General features: G+C 41.4%; 13 protein-coding genes, 1 tRNA gene and 3 rRNA genes. 1 reads left to right on the top strand and 16 read right to left on the bottom strand.

Annotated features, from left to right (window positions below):
• Positions 1-3: 3 nt before the first annotated feature.
• From purR to trpS, 12 genes are all read right to left on the bottom strand, one after another.
• A complete protein-coding gene (gene purR / locus R4146_RS03060) occupies positions 4-828 on the bottom strand; it encodes a pur operon repressor (RefSeq protein WP_339959977.1) in 825 nt (274 codons plus the stop codon).
• 114 nt (positions 829-942) lie between these two features.
• On the bottom strand, positions 943-1,791 hold the full coding sequence (ispE, locus tag R4146_RS03055) for a 4-(cytidine 5'-diphospho)-2-C-methyl-D-erythritol kinase (RefSeq protein WP_339959976.1): 849 nt from the start codon (positions 1,789-1,791) through the stop codon (positions 943-945).
• Between the two features lie 109 nt (positions 1,792-1,900).
• Positions 1,901-2,791 carry a 16S rRNA (adenine(1518)-N(6)/adenine(1519)-N(6))-dimethyltransferase RsmA gene (gene rsmA / locus R4146_RS03050; protein WP_339959975.1) on the bottom strand — a complete coding sequence of 297 codons (891 nt, stop codon included), beginning with the start codon at positions 2,789-2,791 and terminating at the stop codon, positions 1,901-1,903.
• Entirely contained in the window at positions 2,788-3,348 is a 561-nt protein-coding gene (gene rnmV, locus R4146_RS03045) for a ribonuclease M5 (protein ID WP_339959974.1), read from the bottom strand. The genes rsmA and rnmV overlap by 4 nt, the downstream gene beginning before the upstream one ends.
• Positions 3,345-4,121, bottom strand: a complete 777-nt coding sequence (locus R4146_RS03040; RefSeq protein ID WP_339959973.1) for a TatD family hydrolase — start codon at positions 4,119-4,121, stop codon at positions 3,345-3,347. The genes rnmV and R4146_RS03040 overlap by 4 nt, the downstream gene beginning before the upstream one ends.
• Before the next feature lie 66 nt (positions 4,122-4,187).
• A complete protein-coding gene (gene metG, locus R4146_RS03035; protein WP_339959972.1) occupies positions 4,188-6,218 on the bottom strand; it encodes a methionine--tRNA ligase in 2,031 nt (676 codons plus the stop codon).
• A 71-nt stretch (positions 6,219-6,289) separates the two neighbouring features.
• Entirely contained in the window at positions 6,290-7,135 is an 846-nt protein-coding gene (locus R4146_RS03030; protein WP_339959971.1) for a DUF72 domain-containing protein, read from the bottom strand.
• The gene (locus tag R4146_RS03025; RefSeq protein ID WP_339959970.1) at positions 7,136-7,843 is read right to left on the bottom strand and encodes an NAD-dependent protein deacylase; all 708 of its coding nucleotides are present in this window, start codon (positions 7,841-7,843) and stop codon (positions 7,136-7,138) included.
• 16 nt (positions 7,844-7,859) lie between these two features.
• Entirely contained in the window at positions 7,860-8,825 is a 966-nt protein-coding gene (locus R4146_RS03020; RefSeq protein WP_339959969.1) for an IpaB/EvcA family protein, read from the bottom strand.
• A 20-nt stretch (positions 8,826-8,845) separates the two neighbouring features.
• The gene (locus R4146_RS03015) at positions 8,846-10,096 is read right to left on the bottom strand and encodes a hydroxymethylglutaryl-CoA reductase, degradative (RefSeq protein ID WP_339959968.1); all 1,251 of its coding nucleotides are present in this window, start codon (positions 10,094-10,096) and stop codon (positions 8,846-8,848) included.
• A 39-nt stretch (positions 10,097-10,135) separates the two neighbouring features.
• A complete protein-coding gene (locus R4146_RS03010; protein ID WP_339959967.1) occupies positions 10,136-11,074 on the bottom strand; it encodes a Ppx/GppA phosphatase family protein in 939 nt (312 codons plus the stop codon).
• Between the two features lie 37 nt (positions 11,075-11,111).
• Positions 11,112-12,131: a tryptophan--tRNA ligase gene (gene trpS, locus R4146_RS03005; protein WP_339959966.1), complete on the bottom strand. Its 1,020-nt coding sequence runs from the start codon at positions 12,129-12,131 to the stop codon at positions 11,112-11,114.
• A gap of 334 nt (positions 12,132-12,465) precedes the next feature.
• On the opposite strand from trpS, the gene helD reads away from it, so the two are divergent.
• The gene (gene helD, locus R4146_RS03000; protein WP_339959965.1) at positions 12,466-14,787 is read left to right on the top strand and encodes an RNA polymerase recycling motor HelD; all 2,322 of its coding nucleotides are present in this window, start codon (positions 12,466-12,468) and stop codon (positions 14,785-14,787) included.
• 54 nt (positions 14,788-14,841) lie between these two features.
• On the opposite strand, the gene R4146_RS02995 is transcribed toward helD, so the two are convergent.
• From R4146_RS02995 to R4146_RS02980, 4 genes are all read right to left on the bottom strand, one after another.
• Positions 14,842-14,914 (bottom strand) — tRNA-Thr (locus R4146_RS02995).
• Between the two features lie 56 nt (positions 14,915-14,970).
• Positions 14,971-15,087, bottom strand: a 5S ribosomal RNA gene (gene rrf, locus R4146_RS02990).
• A gap of 71 nt (positions 15,088-15,158) precedes the next feature.
• Positions 15,159-18,073 (bottom strand): 23S ribosomal RNA (locus tag R4146_RS02985).
• A 215-nt stretch (positions 18,074-18,288) separates the two neighbouring features.
• Positions 18,289-19,864: ribosomal RNA gene (locus tag R4146_RS02980) — 16S ribosomal RNA — on the bottom strand.
• Together the 16S, 23S and 5S rRNA genes with 1 tRNA gene alongside form the textbook arrangement of a ribosomal RNA operon.
• Between the last annotated feature and the right edge of the window lie 4 nt (positions 19,865-19,868).

Here is a 19,868-nt window from a genome sequence, read left to right as displayed (position 1 = left end):
CTCCTATTTTTGATTAAAAACGGTCTTTAAGAAGTTACCGTCCGATACAGTAATATGTTTAGCAATATCAACCTTAACTAGCGAAACATATTCTTGATCTGTAAACTCGCGTCGAGCAAAATTTTCTTCAGCAAGCACCGAAACGCCTGCTACTTCACAATTAAATTCACGAGCTAGCGTAGCTAATCCGTTCACCGTTCCGCCACCCTTAAGGTAATCATCAACGATCAAAACACGGGAGTTAGCTGCTAGGCTCCGCTTTGATAATACCATTTTTTTGACATTATTATTAGAGCCAGATACATAATTAACGCTAATGGTTGAACCATCAGTAATTTTAGAATCGTGTTGGGCGACTACGAACGGCACGTTCAAGTTCGTAGCAATGCTTTGCGCAATTGGAATTCCCTTAGTAGCCACAGTTAACACGGCATCAATTCGTTGATCCACAAATTTAGTGGCCATGATTCGGCCAATTGTCCGCAAAGTGCTGGGATAGCTTAAAACATCTGCCATGTAAATGTATCCACCAGCTAAGTAGCGACTATCATCATTTAGGGCATCTTTTAAGTCATCCACAAATGCTTTAGCTTCAGCTGCTGGAATTGATGGTAGAAACCGGGTTCCACCAGCAGCCCCTGGAATAGTATCCACGATACCAATTCCACGATCCTTAAATGTTTGCTTTAATATTCCTAGATCTTCACTAATCGAAGATTTTGCAGAACCATACCGGTCCACAAAAAAAGTCAGGGGAATCAGCGTATGGGGTCGATCTAAAAGATACTTAGTCATATCAATTAATCGATTACTTCTTCTGACCTTCAAGTCATTCACCTCTATAAATAAAATTACCAAATTTTCCTATCACACAAATTTTAGCATAAAAGTTCGTGTTTTACCCTATTTTTTAGTAATTTTATCATTTAATGTAAGTGATATTTATAGTGGCCGCACCAAATAAGCTTCATTACAGAAGCCCCGAATGCTATTCAATAGGCGTTTAGCCCGACTTAATTTCTGACACACGGCAAATACAGTAGGGCCGGTCCCACTCATTTGCGAGCCATCCGCCCCGTATGCAATCAAACGATTTTTAATTTCCAAAATTTCCGGATAATGTTTACCAGAAATAGACTCCAATACGTTGCCCATATTGGCAGTAATGCCATTTAAATCACTTCGCTTCGTATAGTTAATCAACGAGTCGATGTTGGGATGGTCTAACTTTGTATAATCAATTTCTTGTAAAATTTTGGGCGTTGATACACTAATGCGTGGCTTTACAATCACGATCCACATGGATGGTAGTTTAGGCATTTCTTCAATGATTTCGCCACGCCCAGTGACCAGTGCCGTTTGACTATAAATACAATATGGAACGTCTGAATCAACTAATAACCCAATCTCTGCTAGCTTGGGGTTAGTTAGCTGCAAATCAAATAATTGATTCATCCCCCTCAACACGGCTGCTGCATCAGATGAACCTCCGCCTAATCCGGCGGCAATTGGAATATGTTTTTTGATTTCAATTTTAATCCCGGTGCGAATGCTAAATTGCTGCTTCAAGATTAATGCAGCTTGATAAGCTAGGTTGCGCCGATCATTTGGAATAAATACACTATCCGATTCAACAACAATTTCATCTTTGCCCGTTGTTTCAATCGTAACGTAGTCCGCCAAATCCACCGATGCCATGACCATGTTCCATTCTGGCAAGCCATCTGAATGCATAAACGGCGTATCTAATCCCAAATTAATCTTTGCGGGTGCCTTTTCAACAATTTTCAATTCATCCCCTCCAATCCACTTAATTTATTTATTTTTTATTATACTAAAATTTATCATAAAAGTCAGTGGACTAAAAAAGCAGTTCCTCAATTAGGAACTGCTAGGAATGTTATTTTAATAATCCAATTTCATGGAAAGTATTGGCAAGGTTAACAAAATCAGCTACCGTTAACTGTTCTGGTCGAACACTGGGTTGAATCCCGGCATCATCCAATCCATTTTGAATTTGTGATTTTACATCTGGTTGTTTACCAAAGATACCTTGCAGATTGTTCCAAAGCGTTTTACGGCGGTGGGCAAAACACCCCCGTACGAATCCCATGAATGCCTTGTCATTGTAAGCTACGGCATCCCGATGGTCATAATCCGATAAAACGACAATTGCAGAATCAACATTGGGGGATGGAATAAATGATTTTCTAGAAACCATCATTGGCACAGTCACCCGATGTAGGTATTGCACGATCACGGATAGCGAGCTATAAGCCTTTACACCAATCTTAGCGCCCAGGCGATCTGCAACTTCCTTTTGCATCATTACCACAATTTTAGAAAAATCAACTGGTCCCTTCAATAAACTTAAGATGATGGGCGTAGTAATGTAATAAGGTAAATTAGCTACGACCTTTACTGGTCGACCATCACCAAACTCATTTTTAATTACTTCTGGCAAGTTAGCCTTTAGGATATCTTCATTAATGATTTTAACATTATCATAAGGGGCCAAGGTTTCATTTAACACGGGTAATAGGTTACGGTCAATTTCAAAGGCCACCACCTTATTCGCCCGCTTAGCAATTTGTTCGGTCAAAGAACCGATTCCGGGGCCAATTTCAATCACATTATCATCCGTTGTAATTTCTGCAGCGTCCACAATTCCCACCAACGTGTTCAAATCAGTTAAAAAGTTTTGCCCTAAGCTCTTTTTAGCAGATAGGTGATAACGGTTCAAAATTGCTTGGGTTCTGGCGGGACTCCCAATTGCAGGTGTGTTCGTCATTTTAGTTCCTCCTCGATTTGCTTCATTGCATCATTAAATTGTTGGGGCGTAATTGAAAACATCTGCAGCCGTTTAGCAAGCCGTTTCCCATTTACATAGCCAATGTTTAAAATATCACACAACATTTGTCTACGCTGACGTGAATTTGGACCACCCATTAGGTTATAGTCCATCAACACGGATTCCGGAATTAATGCCGTTGCTGCTGGATCTTCAGAGTATAAATTAGCTAACGCTGCTCGAATCGTTTCAGGAGTAGCGTGTTCTACGCCCAGCGACCCATGCGCTTTCGTAGGCGTTGCTAAGTTCCGCTTAATAAACGCATGCTTCGCATTCGGAACGGCATTGGCCACGATTTTACGAATTCGTTCGCCTGAAAAATCAGGGTCAGTAAAAATAATAATCCCACGTTGGGCTGCAATCTGTTTAATTAATGCTAGGGTTTTATCATCAATTGCCGAACCCCGGGTTTCTAACGTATCAGCATTGACCGCATCTTTAATGCGCTTGGTATCATCTTTGCCTTCAACAATGATGACTTCTTTAATTTTGTTCATGATTCCTCGATTCCAAATATCCGGAGAGTGTTTTGGTAGGTTGCATCAGCAATTACGTCCGGAGTTGTATCACGATATCTCGCAATGGCTTCTACCGTGTATAGGGTATAGCCGGGTTCATTTTGTTTTCCGCGGTATGGTTCTGGTGCCAAATATGGGGCATCGGTTTCCACTAAAATTCGATCTAGTGGTGTTTCCTTAGCTGCAGCATGAACTTCCTTCGTTTTCTTAAAGCTAGCCACCCCACTAAATGATACATACATCCCTAAGTTCAAAAACTTATGGGCCCATTCGGGATCACCATTAAAGCTATGAATAATTCCGTGAATTGAACTTACATCAGCTGCCTTCAAAATATCATACGTATCTTCAAACGCATCTCGATTATGCACAGAGATTGGCAACCCAGCTGCCTTCGCCATTTCAATCTGGCGTTTAAAGACATGGTGTTGTACCTTTTGTTTAACAACGTTTTGATGGTAATCTAAGCCAATTTCACCAATAGCGACTACTTTAGGATCGGCTAGTTGAGCCTTTAATTCCTTAGCCGCTGCATCATCGAATTCGTTCGCAGATTCGGGATGAAAACCAACAATGGCATATAAATTATCATATTGATGCGCTAATTCAATTGCTAATCGATTCAACTTGCGGTCCGAACCAACAATTGCCATTTTAACGACCCCTAATTTACGAGCATGTTCAATATACTGTTTGGCGTCGGGGAGTAAAATATCATCATTTAAGTGCGTATGAGAATCAAAAATTTGCATAACCGTACCTCCAAATGAAATTAGCCATTAATCCAACTAGAATTAATGGCCAATCTAAGTTTAAAATTATTCTAAAGTTGCACCGTTTTCAAACGTACTTGGTAGGGTTGCTAATTCAATTGAACCATCCTTATGTTCAACTGAAAGTAGCATTCCCTGACTAAGTTCACCCTTCATCTTACGAGGCTTTAAGTTAGAAACAGCAATTACTTTTTTACCAACTAGTTTTTGGTAATCTGGATACCACTTGGCAATTCCAGATAAAATTTGGCGATAGCCTTGATCACCAGCATCTAGCTTAAACTTAAGGAGCTTATCAGCCCCTTCAACGGGTTGCACCGCAACGACTTCCGCAACTTTTAACTCAACCTTATCAAACGCTTCGAATCGAATTGCCTTCTTAGTGAGCGTTAATTCAGTCGTATCTGGATCAAAGCTACCATCAGCAGCTGCTTTTTGTGCTGCACGACCCTTTGTCTTGTCAGACTTAGTCATTTGACCCTTAATAAATTCAACTTCAGCTTCTGCATCCAAGCGAGGGAAGATTGGAACTCCTTTCTTCACCACTTGGGTGTTAGCTGGTAAATCAGCAATATTAAGTTCAGCTAAGTTAAAGTCACCAAATTCCAAACCTAGTTGATCAAAGATCTTCTTAGGGGCTTGCGTCATGATTGGACTGATCAATAATGCTACGACCCGTAAACTAGCAGCCAAGTGAGCCATCACTGATGCAAGGGCTTCCTTATCATCAGCTGAATCACTCTTAGCTAACTTCCATGGTTCAGTTTGATCGATGTACTTATTAGTAGCAGCAATCAACTTCCAAATGGCAGCCAATGCATCTGCAAAGTGAACTGAGTCCATTTTAGCATTAAATTCAGTAACGGCTTCAGCCGCAATGGCTTCTAATGGCGCATCAAATTCTGTTACATCAGACTTGAACGCTGGGATGGTGCCACCTTCATACTTGTTGATCATTGCAACCGTCCGGTTCAATAGATTTCCTAAGTCGTTAGCTAAATCATAATTAATTCGGTCAACAAAGTCTTCTGGCGTAAAGACTCCATCGTTACCATAAGGCATTGCCCGAAGTAAGTAGTAACGAGTAGCATCTAAGCCATACCGTTCTACTAATGTTTCTGGGTAAATAACGTTACCCTTAGACTTAGACATTTTACCATCTTTCATTAATAACCAGCCGTGGCCCACAACATGCTTAGGTAATTCTAGGCCTAATGCATGTAAAATAATTGGCCAGTAAATCGTATGGAAACGAACGATTTCCTTACCCACCATTTGTACATTAGCTGGCCAGTACTTTTGGAATAGTTCATCATTATCAGAACCATAACCTAATGCAGTAATATAGTTCGTCAATGCATCGATCCATACGTAAACCACATGTTCTGGATCACTCTTCACTGGAACTCCCCAGTTGAATGATGTCCGTGAGACAGCTAAATCTTCTAGGCCGGGTTTAATGAAGTTATTGATCATTTCATTCATCCGAGTCGATGGTTCAATAAAGTCGGGATGATCCTTGTAGTATTGTAATAACCAATCAGCATACTTGCTCATCTTAAAGAAGTAACAAGGTTCATGCACTAATTGCACTTCATGACCACTAGGGGCTTTCCCACCAGTCACGTTACCTGCGTCATCCTTATATACTTCTGATAATTGTGATTCAGTAAAGTATTCTTCATCAGACACAGAGTACCAACCAGTGTATTCACCTAAGTAAATATCGCCATTATCTTGTAATTTTTGGAAAATCTTTTGCACTGCTGCTTCGTGATAGTCATCAGTTGTCCGAATGAACTTATCATTAGAAATATCAAGTGTCTTCCAAAGTTGTTTAATTCCATCAGCCATTTTATCAACATAGGCTTGTGGATCCATGCCTAATTTTTCAGCCTTTTGTTCAATCTTAAGACCGTGTTCATCAGTTCCCGTAAGGTAGAAAACATCGTATCCCGTCTTACGTTTAAAGCGTGCTAATGCATCACACGCAATTGTAGTGTATGAGTTACCGATGTGTAACCGCCCCGATGGATAATAAATTGGGGTCGTGATGTAATAAGTTGGTTTCGCCATAAAGTAATGCTCCCTTTCAAAAGCGGTTTTCGCTATCTATATTATTTTTATTATAGCATAATTAGAAAATTTTAAAATAAATCTAATTGTTTGGGGGCGAGCCCCTTAAAATGTAGCCCGAGCAATGACTGTAATTTTAATGCATTTGGTGCTGCATCCTTGCCGGAGTTATTGTTGAAAATCACACAAACCTCTCGAGCTTGGTTGGCTAAATCTTTAACAATACCTGCCAACCCCTGCAATTCATGATCATTATAGCGGTATAAAGTCCGCTTACTTCGCCAATCCTTACCTTGATTGAACCATCCTGCCGCATTTCTGCCGTGCAACCGAATAAACACTAAATTTGGGTTAGTGATTACTGGCACGAATGGAACCCCATCATTTAAGTTATGGGGTTCGTCCACAATTGCTAGGGTCATCCCCAACTGTTGTAGTCCAGAAAATAGCTGTGATTCAAACTGCTTGTTAAACCAAGCTGGATGCCGAAATTCAACGGTAATTGGCAAATCTGGCAAGTAATTACGTATTTGCGTTAAATAATCTAAATGTTCATTAGTTAAATCAAAAAATGGTGGAAATTGAAATAAAATTGTCTTTAGCTGATGGCGGTCCACTAATGGAACTACCATTTTCTGAAACTGTTGAAACGCTTGATGCCGTTCATGCAGTGTTGCTGGCTTGGGACCTCTTAAATCATGTTGAGTCATTAATTGATTCGCCTTTAGAACAAATTGAAACTGTTTTGGAACTTGTCGTTGCCAGTTGATTACCGTACTGACCTTGGGGATAGCATAAAATGGTGTATCTACTTCCACGGTTGGTAAAAAACTAGCATAGGTCGTTAAGCTGGGTGGCCGGTCATCATTGGAAAATGCCGGATGATCAGACCAGGTCGTTAGGCCAATTGTAATCATCTACACTTGTAACTCCTCAAAGAATTTAACCGCATCGCCTTGAATCATCTTTAACGGAATTCCTAAGTCAAGCCGCTCTTGATTGATCGCAATCACTGGTGCAGCCGGATTACGATACTGCAATAAGCCAGCAAACGGATAAACCCGCATCGAAGTGCCCACGATTACCACGAGGTCACTCTTAGACATTAAATCAACGCTATCCTGAACTTTAACTGGATCCAAGCCTTCATCATATAATACAATGCCTGGTCGCAATGTGCCCCCACATCCCTGATGAATAGGACTTTGCAAATAAGCATGCCAATCAACTGGTTGATGACACTTTTGACAATAAACATCGTACAAATTACCGTGAAATTCAATTAAATGACTAGCGTGAGCCTCATTATACAAATTATCAACGTTTTGCGTGATAATGCTAGCACGGTCTTGATTCGTCAAGGCTGCTTGTTTTAAATGAATTGCATTGGGTTTAGCATCAGGATAAAACATATTTTGTTTAACGAACTGATAAAACTTATCCGGTTCATGGTCTAAACATGAATGACTTAAATAATATTCAGCCGGCCGACCGTCGTTATCTTGAGCATAAAGCCCATTTTTAGAACGATAATCTGGAATTCCAGATGGTGTTGATACACCTGCACCGGTTAAAAAGACAATGTGTTTGGATTGATTAAATAATGCTTGAACATCTGCATCCATAATAACGCCCCCATCATTAACGTAAAATAAATGGCATCTTAAGTTCCTTGAAGAGATCCTCAACCGTCATGCTGTACAGACGTTTGAAGAATTCAGGGCTATCATCCTTACCAGTTGGTGCTGGAATTACGAATGAATTTTGGTCATCCACCTTACTGAATCCAACGTATGCACGCCGATTCGTTTCCTTTTCATGTAGTTCGGAATGGAAGATTTCAAACATTTGCCGAACTTCTAAGTTTAATTGACGTTCGGAAAGCACACTCGTAATGGTGGTAAAGTCCTTATTGTTCAATGGTGGCAAGTTCCAATCAGTCAATTGATCATCAAAGGCCTTGAATAATTTAACTACATTCCGCCGGAACGTAAATGGTGAATTGGTTGGCTTTTCAGTAATTAAATCATATAGTTTCTGCGCCGCTGCCAATGATTTTGGATAATCTGCTTCTAAATCGCCTTTGACTTCACCGAATCGATCGCCATAAAAGACCATCGCATCTAACAATGTCACTAAGCGAACCGTCATTTCATCATCTAATTCTGCTGGTTCGGGCTTAATCGTTTCCTTAATCCCCTTTAGGTACATGGATTCAATATCAGCATTAATTAAATCATGTTTTCGTTGTTCAGCAACCACTACGAAATGAGCCACAATATCAAAGAGTTCAATTCCCATTGCTTGTAGTTGCTCGTCTAATTCTGAATTACCAGTAGTTAATGAGAAGAAAGCCTGTGGAAAGCCCCGTAAAGTCATTAATAAGTGTAGTAATTCATGTGAAGCCGTGTAGTTAGGCGCTGACAAGTCAGAGATTTGAATATAAATATTTTTTCCATCTTGAACCGCTTGGGCTTGATCATGTCTTACATATCCTGATTGAAGGCGACCGATAAATTGGACTTCGACCTTACCAGGAAAGAAACGATTAACTACATTTAATAAACTTTGGGTTTGTTCATTTAATTTAATATCATTTGGTTCCATGTTTTAAAATTCACCTTCACTTATTTAGTATTTCGTATTTGATTAATAATTTGTTTAGCAGCATCCTCACTTGGATGCTCCATTGTCCGAAGCTGATGTAATACTTCTGGGAGTTCTTCAGGCGTTGCACCAGCGCTCATTGCTAACGACTTAATTTGCAATGCCATGTGCCCCTTTTGAATCCCATCAGTCACAATTGCCTTTAGCGCCGCTAAATTTTGAGCTAATCCAGTGGCTGCAATTAATTGCATTAACCCCCGGGCATTTTTTACTTTAGCAATTCGTTGGTTAATTTTAACGAGGGGAAAAACCTTCGTTGCCCCGCCGACAAAACCAACTGGCAGTGGAATGGTCATTGACCCCACTAGCTGGTTATCAATTACTTCCCATTTACTGAGGCCGCGATATTGGCCATCACGTGCAGCATAAGCATGAACACCACTTTCAATGGCCCGCCAATCATTGCCCATCGCAATCGTAACCGCATCAATTCCGTTCATAATCCCTTTATTATGCGTTGTTGCTCGATATGGATCGACTTGAGCAATATGGCTAGCTAACCCAATTCTAGCAGCAACTTCGCTGCCCGTCATCCCAGGCGCTCCTAATTGATCGAAATCAATTTTACCAACCACTTTAACCAAACTCTTGGTCGCATAATTGGATAAGATTTGCATCAATACAACCCCTGGCATTTGTTGATTAATGGAAGCGCCAACGGCTTCTAGCATTGAGTTAATGATGTTGGCCCCCATTGCCTCAGATACGTTTACGCTAAGGTCAATGGAGTAATTATCATGATCTAGTTTCCGTATTTCTAAATCAGTGGCACCCCCACCATAATTTTGAATACTGGGGTGTGCTGAATCAGCAAGGGCGATTAAATTTGCCCGGTGATCATCGATCCAGTCTAACAGTTCAGAGGTCGGTTTATGCAGAACTACTTGGCCGATTAGTTCCCGATTCAACACCGTTGCTTCAATCCCATTCGTTCGCAACATTCGAGCCCCATTACTAACGGCGGCGATTACAGATGGCTCTTCAGTCACCATTGGGATTTCATGTTCATTGCCGTTAATAATTAAATTAACCCCGACCCCTTCCGGAATGGAATAGTCAGTAAGGTAGTTTTCAATTAAATGCGAGCTAGTTGAATTAGCATGGGATTTAATCAACGCTTGATTATCCTCATCTAACTCGGCGTACTTACCAACTACCGATAGTCGTTCAGCATAGGATTTGCGATAAAAGTGTTTAAATGTATTATCCATAAAATAACTCCACCTTTGCATTTAATCACTTAGTAGCGATTAATGTTTTTGACGCGCCTTTAAATGATGCAAGTATTCATTGATTAGTCCCTCTCGAACGCCACTATCAGCAAAGATAACCTGCTTTGAATTAATTCGATTAATGATTGAAACTAATGGTAACAAACCACCCACAATAATGTCTGCTCGATCAGATTCTAATCCTGAAATTTGTTTTCGTTGTAAATTATTCCGTGAAATTAACGTTTCAAATGTCTTTAGCACTTGATGTTGTTTTAATTGATAGTGATTTAATTTATGTGAACGGTTTAAGTGCTGACGATGTTGGTTAATCCGTGCCAACGCACGAGTAGCACCACCTAGTAGAACTAATGGATATCGATACGCCCATTTAAACCAAAAGACCCGGTGTAATTCTTGATGCACGTATGTTTCCGCATCAAATAAGTCTAATGCTTTAATTTGATCACTTAGATGATAGTGTTCAGAAAGACTAACCGCCCCCATTGGTAAACTGATTAAGTTTTTCTGCTTATGATTTTGCACTAAAACTAATTCCATACTAGCGCCACCAATATCAACTAGAATGTAATTCGGATTTTTAATACTATTTACGACCCCTAGATAATCATAGTAAGCTTCTTGATTTCCAGATAAAATCTTGACCCGCAATCCTAATTTATCGCGCACTTGCTTTAAGAATGTCGCTTGATTAGTAGCTTGTCGTACTGCCGCAGTGGCAATGACTTTAACGTGAATATTAGGATACTCTTGATAAATATTTCTAAAATTCTCGAGGGCATTGATGGTACGCTTGATGGCTGCAGGTCGAAGTATTTTTTCACGACCCATGCCTTCAGAAAGGCGACTATCATTTTTAACTCGTTTCACTTCGCGATAAGATCCATCATTTTCAATTTCATTAATTGCCATACGGACCGAATTGGAACCAATATCTAAAATTACAAAATTTTCCAATTTTAACACCCTTCTTTAAATAATTATTTTTCGGAGATTATTTAAAGTAATTAATGCCGATGGCATCGCGAACTTCTTCAAGCGTTTGGTTAGTAACTTGACGCGCTTTTTCACTTCCAGCACGTAAGATATCGTAAACAGCAGCTGGATCCTTAGCAAATGCTTCTCGACGGGTCCGAATTGGTTCTAATTCTGCTTGCAATACTTCATTTAAGTACCGCTTAATCTTAACGTCACCTAATCCACCATGACGATATTGTTGTTTTAATTCTTCAACATGTTCATGGTCCTTTGCGAAGATATCTAAGTAGGTAAAGACCGTATTACCTTCAACTTTACCTGGGTCTTCAATATGGATATGATCTGGATCAGTGTACATTGACATTACTTTCTTTTGAATCGTATCTGGATCATCAGCTAAGTAAATTGCATTGCCCAATGATTTACTCATCTTAGCGTTTCCATCTAGACCAGGAATCCGTCCCATTTCCTTTGGTGGGAAGTAGCCTTCTGGTTCCACCAAAATTGGTTGATTATAAATGGAGTTAAACGTCCGTACAATTTCACGAGTTTGTTCTAACATTGGTTCTTGATCAGCTCCAACGGGAACGGTGTTAGCCTTAAATGCTGTAATGTCCGCCGCTTGGCTAACTGGGTAAATGAAGAACCCGGCTGGCACACTTTGACCAAACTTCTTTTGCTTAATTTCAGTTTTAACGGTTGGATTCCGATTTAATCGTGAAACTGTTACTAAATTAAGGTAGTGCATGGTTAATTCGTTTAATGCGGGTAGTTGCGATTGAACACAAATCGTTGATTTTTCAGGGTCAATTCCCACCGCTAAATAATCTAATGCAACTTGTAATAAACTATGTTGAATCTTTTCTGGATCACGGGCATTATCCGTTAATGCTTGCATATCAGCAATTAGTAGATAAGTATCATATTCACCTGAGTTTTGTAACGCCACCCGGTTTCTTAATGAACCAACGTAATGGCCAATGTGTAGCTTACCCGTTGGTCGATCACCTGTTAAAATTACCTTTTTTTCTGTCATTATCATCAATCCTTTCTGAAAAAAGGCGTTCTACTGGAATTATTTCCAATAGGACGCCTTAACGTGGTACCACCTATGTTGCAAGATAAAAATATCTAGCCACTTTTTCCGATAAGGAGGAACCCATTCAACCATTTCGTCAAGTTATGATCAATTTCAGCACTTATGATCTCTCTGCACGTAACTTAACTACTTAATACTATCGATACTATAATCATCTAATATTTTAATTGATTAATAATTTAATGTCAAAGCGAGTTTAATTGACAATCATGATTTTTACACCTAAAATAGTTGCACGTTGAAATGGATTTTTAAAAAGGAGGAATTAAGTTTGGAACCCGGTGAATACAGAATCGAACAAGATCGTGTAGACTCAATCGTAGATCAAATTAAACGCCGTATTCAAAAAACGCGCTTTGATTTGGCTAAGGCCCATGAAGAAACCGAGAATGTTCAACAAAATTATAGAGCTAACACTTCAGTTAACTACTTTGAAGTTGATGACCGAATTGAAACCAGTGCTGAGTTACAACAACAAAGAGGATTAGTTAACCGGGATATTGAAAATGAATCAATTATCAAAAGACAGTTGAATACGTTAAAAGACTTAGCAAATTCTCCTTATTTTGGTCGAATTGATATCGTTGATGAAGATGAGACTACTCCTGAAGAACTTTACATTGGGACTGCGTCATTCGTTGATGATGATCAAAACTTCCTAATTTATGATTGGCGTGCCCCAATCGCTAGTATTTATTACAATGGGACCCTTGGCAAAGTAAAATACACAACTCCCGTGGGTGAACTATCAGCAGAATTACTCAAAAAACGACAATTTCAAATTCAAAATGGTGAAATTGATAATATGTTCGACACTAACGAAACGGTTGGTGATGAGATGTTGCAGCATGCACTTGGTGAACAAAATAATGAAACCATGCAAAATATTGTTGCTACCATCCAAAGTGAACAAAATGACATTATCCGTGATACTAAAAGTGATTTATTGGTAGTTCAAGGAGTAGCTGGTTCTGGTAAAACATCTGCTATCTTGCAACGAATTGCGTTCTTGTTATATCACAGTCGTAGTTCATTAGAAGCTGATCAAATTGTTCTACTATCGCCAAACAAGCTATTCAGTCACTACATTTCTGATGTGCTCCCTAGCCTGGGTGAACGTAACATGCGGCAAGTAACATTAGCTGAGTTCTTCGCACATCGTTTTGAAGGTTTAAACGTACAAACCATTTTTGATCGATACGAACACCAACAAAAGATGGATACTCAACAAATCAAACTTCGTGAATACAAAGGTAGCGCTGAATTCATGCACCAATTAGCTGATTATATTACAGACATTGATGCTAATGATATTCAATTTAGTACCATTTACTTTCGCGGTAAACCATTTTTTACAGCTGACGATATTAAACATGTCTACGAGCAATATCCTAAAAGAATGCATACCGCTCAACGAATTTTAAAAACTAAAAATACGTTAATCAAAACGCTAAAGCGGCGAATTAACACTTCTATTCATGATCAATGGGTCAATGAAGAATTAGAAAATTTAAGTGATGAACGAATTCGTACAATGATGAAGGGAAAGCAGCTCCGTGAATTTCAAAGTCAAGATGATGAACGTGACTTTCTAGCTGCTAAAATTGTTAAAAAAGAATATCGAATTATTTACGATGCAATTTATAATAACAATTTCTTTGATCCATATATTCAATACGATCACTTTTTAAACCAGCTTCCATTGCCAAGTGATATTGACGAATCAATTTGGAAACAGTCTGTTAATGATTTTAAAGATGAACTAGAAAAGCATCAGCTAAGCTTAGATAATGCTGCACCGTTATTATACCTGCGTGATTTAATAACCGGTGAAGGCCGTAATCGAGCAATTCAATATTTATTTGTGGATGAAATGCAAGATTATTCCATTGCCCAATTAATTTATCTAAAATTAATTTTCCCTAATGCTAAATTTAATTTAATTGGTGACAGTGAACAGGCACTATTCAAAGCAGTTGAAAAACCAACTGAGTTGTTAAATAAATTAAACAATGCTTTTGGTACAAAGAAGTCTAGACTAATTAAATTAAATCGTTCATATCGTTCAACATATCAAATTACTACCTTTGCAAAATCATTACTTCCTGATGGAAATGATATTGAAGCATTCAATCGTCAGGGGCCATTGCCAAAGATGATTATTAGATATGACTTAAATGATGCATTTGATAGTCTTAAAAAGACGTTAGAGGATCAGCTTAGTGATAATGGAACTGTTGCAGTATTAACTAAAAATATTGCGGAAGCTAAGGAAATCTATCACCAAATTAATCGTCAATTCGAAACGACTCTACTGGGTGATGCCGATCGAACTCTTCCTAAGGGTGTGGTGGTCTTACCAATCTATTTAGCTAAAGGATTAGAATTTGATTCCGTTATCGGTTGGAATGTTTCTGCTGACAATTATAATTCTCCAGATTTAATTGGAACGTTATACACAATTGCTACTAGGGCAATGCATAGTCTAGTATTAATTAGCGTTGGTCCCGTCAGTCCGTTAATTACTAAGGCTAACATTCCTAGCGATTCATTTAAAATTGATCATCAATTATCTAATCATAATGAAGTTTAAACGAAAAAACGGATGCTACATTTATTATGTAGCATCCGTTTTTATTTATATTTAAGCCGTTTCCGGGATTTGAACCCGGGACCTCTTCCTTACCATGGAAACGCTCTACCTCCTGAGCTAAAACGGCATTATGCTCTATGTATCAAAAAAGCCTTCGCAATCATGCGAAGACTTCTTTTATTTGCGCGGCAACGTCCTATCCTCGCAGGGGGCGATCCCCCAACTACTTTTGGCGTACAGAAGCTTAACTGCTGTGTTCGACATGGGAACAGGTGTATCCTTCTGGCAATCATCACCACACTATTTAATTGTGAGAACTTCGTTCTCTCAAAACTAGATAATATTTTATTCTTCCGTGAGAACTACCTTACTTGGTTAAGTCCTCGACCGATTAGTATTGGTCCGCTCCATGCATCACTGCACTTCCACTTCCAACCTATTTACCTGATCATCTCTCAGGGGTCTTACTTCCATAAAGGAATGGGAAATCTCATCTCGAGGTGGGTTTCACACTTAGATGCTTTCAGCGTTTATCTCATCCATACATAGCTACCCAGCGATGCGCCTGGCGGCACAACTGGTACACCAGCGGTATGTCCACTCCGGTCCTCTCGTACTAAGAGCAGCTCCTCTCAAATTTCCTACGCCCGCGACGGATAGGGACCGAACTGTCTCACGACGTTCTGAACCCAGCTCGCGTACCGCTTTAATGGGCGAACAGCCCAACCCTTGGGACCAACTACAGCCCCAGGATGCGATGAGCCGACATCGAGGTGCCAAACCTCCCCGTCGATGTGAACTCTTGGGGGAGATAAGCCTGTTATCCCCAGGGTAGCTTTTATCCGTTGAGCGATGGCCCTTCCATACGGTACCACCGGATCACTAAGCCCGACTTTCGTCCCTGCTCGACCTGTATGTCTCGCAGTCAAGCTCCCTTCTGCCTTTACACTCGTCGAATGATTTCCAACCATTCTGAGGGAACCTTTGGGCGCCTCCGTTACTGTTTAGGAGGCGACCGCCCCAGTCAAACTGCCAACCAGACACTGTCTCCCACCACGATGAGTGGTGCGGGTTAGAGTGTTCATACAGCGAGGGTAGTATCCCACCAATGCCTCCATCGAAACTAGCGTTCCGACTTCTATGGCTCCTACCTATCCTGTACAAGCTATACAAACACCCAATATCAAGTTACAGTAAAGCTCCATGGGGTCTTTCCGTCCTGTCGCGGGTAACCTGCTTCTTCACAGGTATCTCAATTTCACCGAGTCTCTCGTTGAGACAGTGCTCAGATCGTTACGCCTTTCGTGCGGGTCGGAACTTACCCGACAAGGAATTTCGCTACCTTAGGACCGTTATAGTTACGGCCGCCGTTTACTGGGGCTTCGTTTCTGAGCTTCGCCGAAGCTAACTCATCCACTTAACCTTCCAGCACCGGGCAGGCGTCAGCCCCTATACTTCATCTTACGATTTTGCAGAAACCTGTGTTTTTGATAAACAGTCGCCTGAGCTTTTTCACTGCGGCTGCACATAGTGCAGCACCCCTTCTCCCGAAGTTACGGGGTCATTTTGCCGAGTTCCTTAACGAGAGTTCACTCGCTCACCTTAGGATACTCTCCTCGACTACCTGTGTCGGTTTGCGGTACGGGTAGTTAACTACTAACTAGAAACTTTTCTCGGTAGTGTGACGTCAACGACTTCCCTACTAAATTTCGGTCCTCATCACACCTTGTCAACCCGATATTAAGCATTTAACTCAATACCTGACTTAGTGCTTGAACATCCATATCCAACAGGATGCTACGTTTAGCCTCCTACGTCCTTCCATCGTTCAAACATAGTTAACTAGTACAGGAATCTCAACCTGTTATCCATCGCCTACGCTTCTCAGCCTCGGCTTAGGTCCCGACTAACCCTGGGAGGACGAGCCTTCCCCAGGAAACCTTAGTCATTCGGTGGATCAGATTCTCACTGATCTTTCGCTACTCATACCGGCATTCTCACTTCTAAGCGCTCCACCAGTCCTTACGGTCTGACTTCATTGCCCTTAGAACGCTCTCCTATCACGTAACAAAGTTACGTCCACAATCTCGGTAATATGCTTAGCCCCGGTAAATTTTCGGCGCAGGATCACTCGACTAGTGAGCTATTACGCACTCTTTAAATGGTGGCTGCTTCTGAGCCAACATCCTAGTTGTCTATGCAACTCCACATCCTTTTCCACTCAGCATATATTTAGGGACCTTAATTGGTGGTCTGGGCTGTTCCCCTTTCGACGGTGGATCTTATCACTCATCGTCTGACTCCTGGATATAAATCAATGGCATTCGGAGTTTATCTGAATTCAGTAACCCAAGACGGGCCCCTCATCCAAACAGTGCTCTACCTCCATGATTCTCGACTCCAAGGCTAACCCTAAAGCTATTTCGGAGAGAACCAGCTATCTCCAAGTTCGTTTGGAATTTCACCGCTACCCACACCTCATCCCAGCACTTTTCAACGTACACGGGTTCGGCCCTCCGGTGTGTTTTACCACACTTTCAGCCTGGACATGGGTAGATCACCTGGTTTCGGGTCTATCACAACATACTAAAGCGCCCTATTCAGACTCGCTTTCGCTACGGCTCCGATTTTTCGTCTTAACCTTGCATGTTATCATAACTCGCCGGTTCATTCTGCAAGAGGCACGCTATCACCCATTAACGGGCTCTAACTGCTTGTATGCACATGGTTTCAGGAACTATTTCACTCCCCTTCCGGGGTGCTTTTCACCTTTCCCTCACGGTACTGGTTCACTATCGGTCACTAGGGAGTATTTAGCCTTGGGAGATGGTCCTCCCGGATTCCGGCAACGTTTCACGTGTATTGCCGTACTCAGGATCCTGAACTGAGGGGATTAGATTTCGTCTACAGGGCTATCACCTTGTGTCGCAGAACTTCCCAGATCTTTCGACTATCTAATCCTTTGGTAACTCAAATGTTCAGTCCTACAACCCCATCGAGTAAACTCAATGGTTTGGGCTGATCCCCGTTCGCTCGCCGCTACTGAGGGAATCGAATTTTCTTTCTCTTCCTGTGGGTACTTAGATGTTTCAGTTCCCCACGTCTGCCTCTTAATGAGTATGAATTCGTCATTAAGTAATAATCGATAAAGATTATTGGGTTTCCCCATTCGGAAATCTCCGGATCAAAGCTTACGTACAGCTCCCCGAAGCATATCGGCGTTAGTCCCGTCCTTCATCGGCTCCTAGTACCAAGGCATCCACCATGCGCCCTTAATAACTTAACCTATTACCACGAAGTGGTATTTGGTTAATTGAGTAAATACGAATAAACTATTTAAAAAACTCAAAATAACGCGGTGTTCTCGGTTGAAATTGTATTTAATACAATTCAATTTGGAAAAATTAAAATATTATCTAGTTTTCAAAGAACCAAGTTGAGAGTAGACCTCTCAAAACTAAACAAAACTATGACTGCATAAGGTTCCGAATTATTCCTTAGAAAGGAGGTGATCCAGCCGCAGGTTCTCCTACGGCTACCTTGTTACGACTTCACCCTAATCATCAGTCCTACCTTAGGCGGCTTGCTCCTCAAAAGAGGTTACTACACCGACTTTGGGTATTACTAACTCTCATGGTGTGACGGGCGGTGTGTACAAGACCCGGGAACGTATTCACCGTGGCATGCTGATCCACGATTACTAGTGATTCCAACTTCATGTAGGCGAGTTGCAGCCTACAATCCGAACTGAGAACGGCTTTAAGAGATTAGCTTAACCTCGCGGTTTTGCGACTCGTTGTACCGTCCATTGTAGCACGTGTGTAGCCCAGGCCATAAGGGGCATGATGATTTGACGTCGTCCCCACCTTCCTCCGGTTTGTCACCGGCAGTCTCACTAGAGTGCCCAACTTAATGCTGGCAACTAATAATAGGGGTTGCGCTCGTTGCGGGACTTAACCCAACATCTCACGACACGAGCTGACGACAACCATGCACCACCTGTCATCCTGTCCCCGAAGGGAACGGCTAATCTCTTAGCTTTGCAGGAGATGTCAAGGCCTGGTAAGGTTCTTCGCGTAGCATCGAATTAAACCACATGCTCCACCACTTGTGCGGGTCCCCGTCAATTCCTTTGAGTTTCAACCTTGCGGTCGTACTCCCCAGGCGGAATGCTTAATGCGTTAGCTGCGGCACTAAAGGGCGGAAACCCTCTAACACCTAGCATTCATCGTTTACGGCATGGACTACCAGGGTATCTAATCCTGTTTGCTACCCATGCTTTCGAGCCTCAGCGTCAGTTACAGACCAGACAGCCGCCTTCGCCACTGGTGTTCTTCCATATATCTACGCATTTCACCGCTACACATGGAGTTCCACTGTCCTCTTCTGCACTCAAGTTTCCCAGTTTCCGATGCACTTCTTCGGTTAAGCCGAAGGCTTTCACATCAGACTTAAGAAACCGCCTGCGCTCGCTTTACGCCCAATAAATCCGGACAACGTTTGCCACCTACGTATTACCGCGGCTGCTGGCACGTAGTTAGCCGTGACTTTCTGGTTAAATACCGTCACGATATGATCATTTCCTATCATACCCGTTCTTCTTTAACAACAGAGTTTTACGAGCCGAAACCCTTCTTCACTCACGCGGCGTTGCTCCATCAGACTTGCGTCCATTGTGGAAGATTCCCTACTGCTGCCTCCCGTAGGAGTATGGGCCGTGTCTCAGTCCCATTGTGGCCGATTACCCTCTCAGGTCGGCTACGTATCATTGCCTTGGTAGGCCATTACCCCACCAACAAGCTAATACGCCGCAGATCCATCCTAAAGTGATGCAAACGCATCTTTCAAACAAAAACCATGCGGTTTTTGTTGTTATGCGGTATTAGCACTTGTTTCCAAATGTTATCCCCCGCTTTAGGGCAAGTTATCTACGTGTTACTCACCAGTTCGCCACTCGTTTCGATGTTAAGTCAAGTTAATGCAAGCATCAACTATCATTAACGGAAACTCGTTCGACTTGCATGTATTAGGCACGCCGCCAACGTTCGTCCTGAGCCAGGATCAAACTCTCATCTTAAGAT

It is taken from the genome of Nicoliella lavandulae, assembly GCF_037546185.1.
Taxonomy (GTDB): Bacteria; Bacillota; Bacilli; order Lactobacillales; family Lactobacillaceae; genus Nicoliella; species Nicoliella lavandulae.
This window is presented reverse-complemented; position numbering and strand designations above follow the sequence as displayed.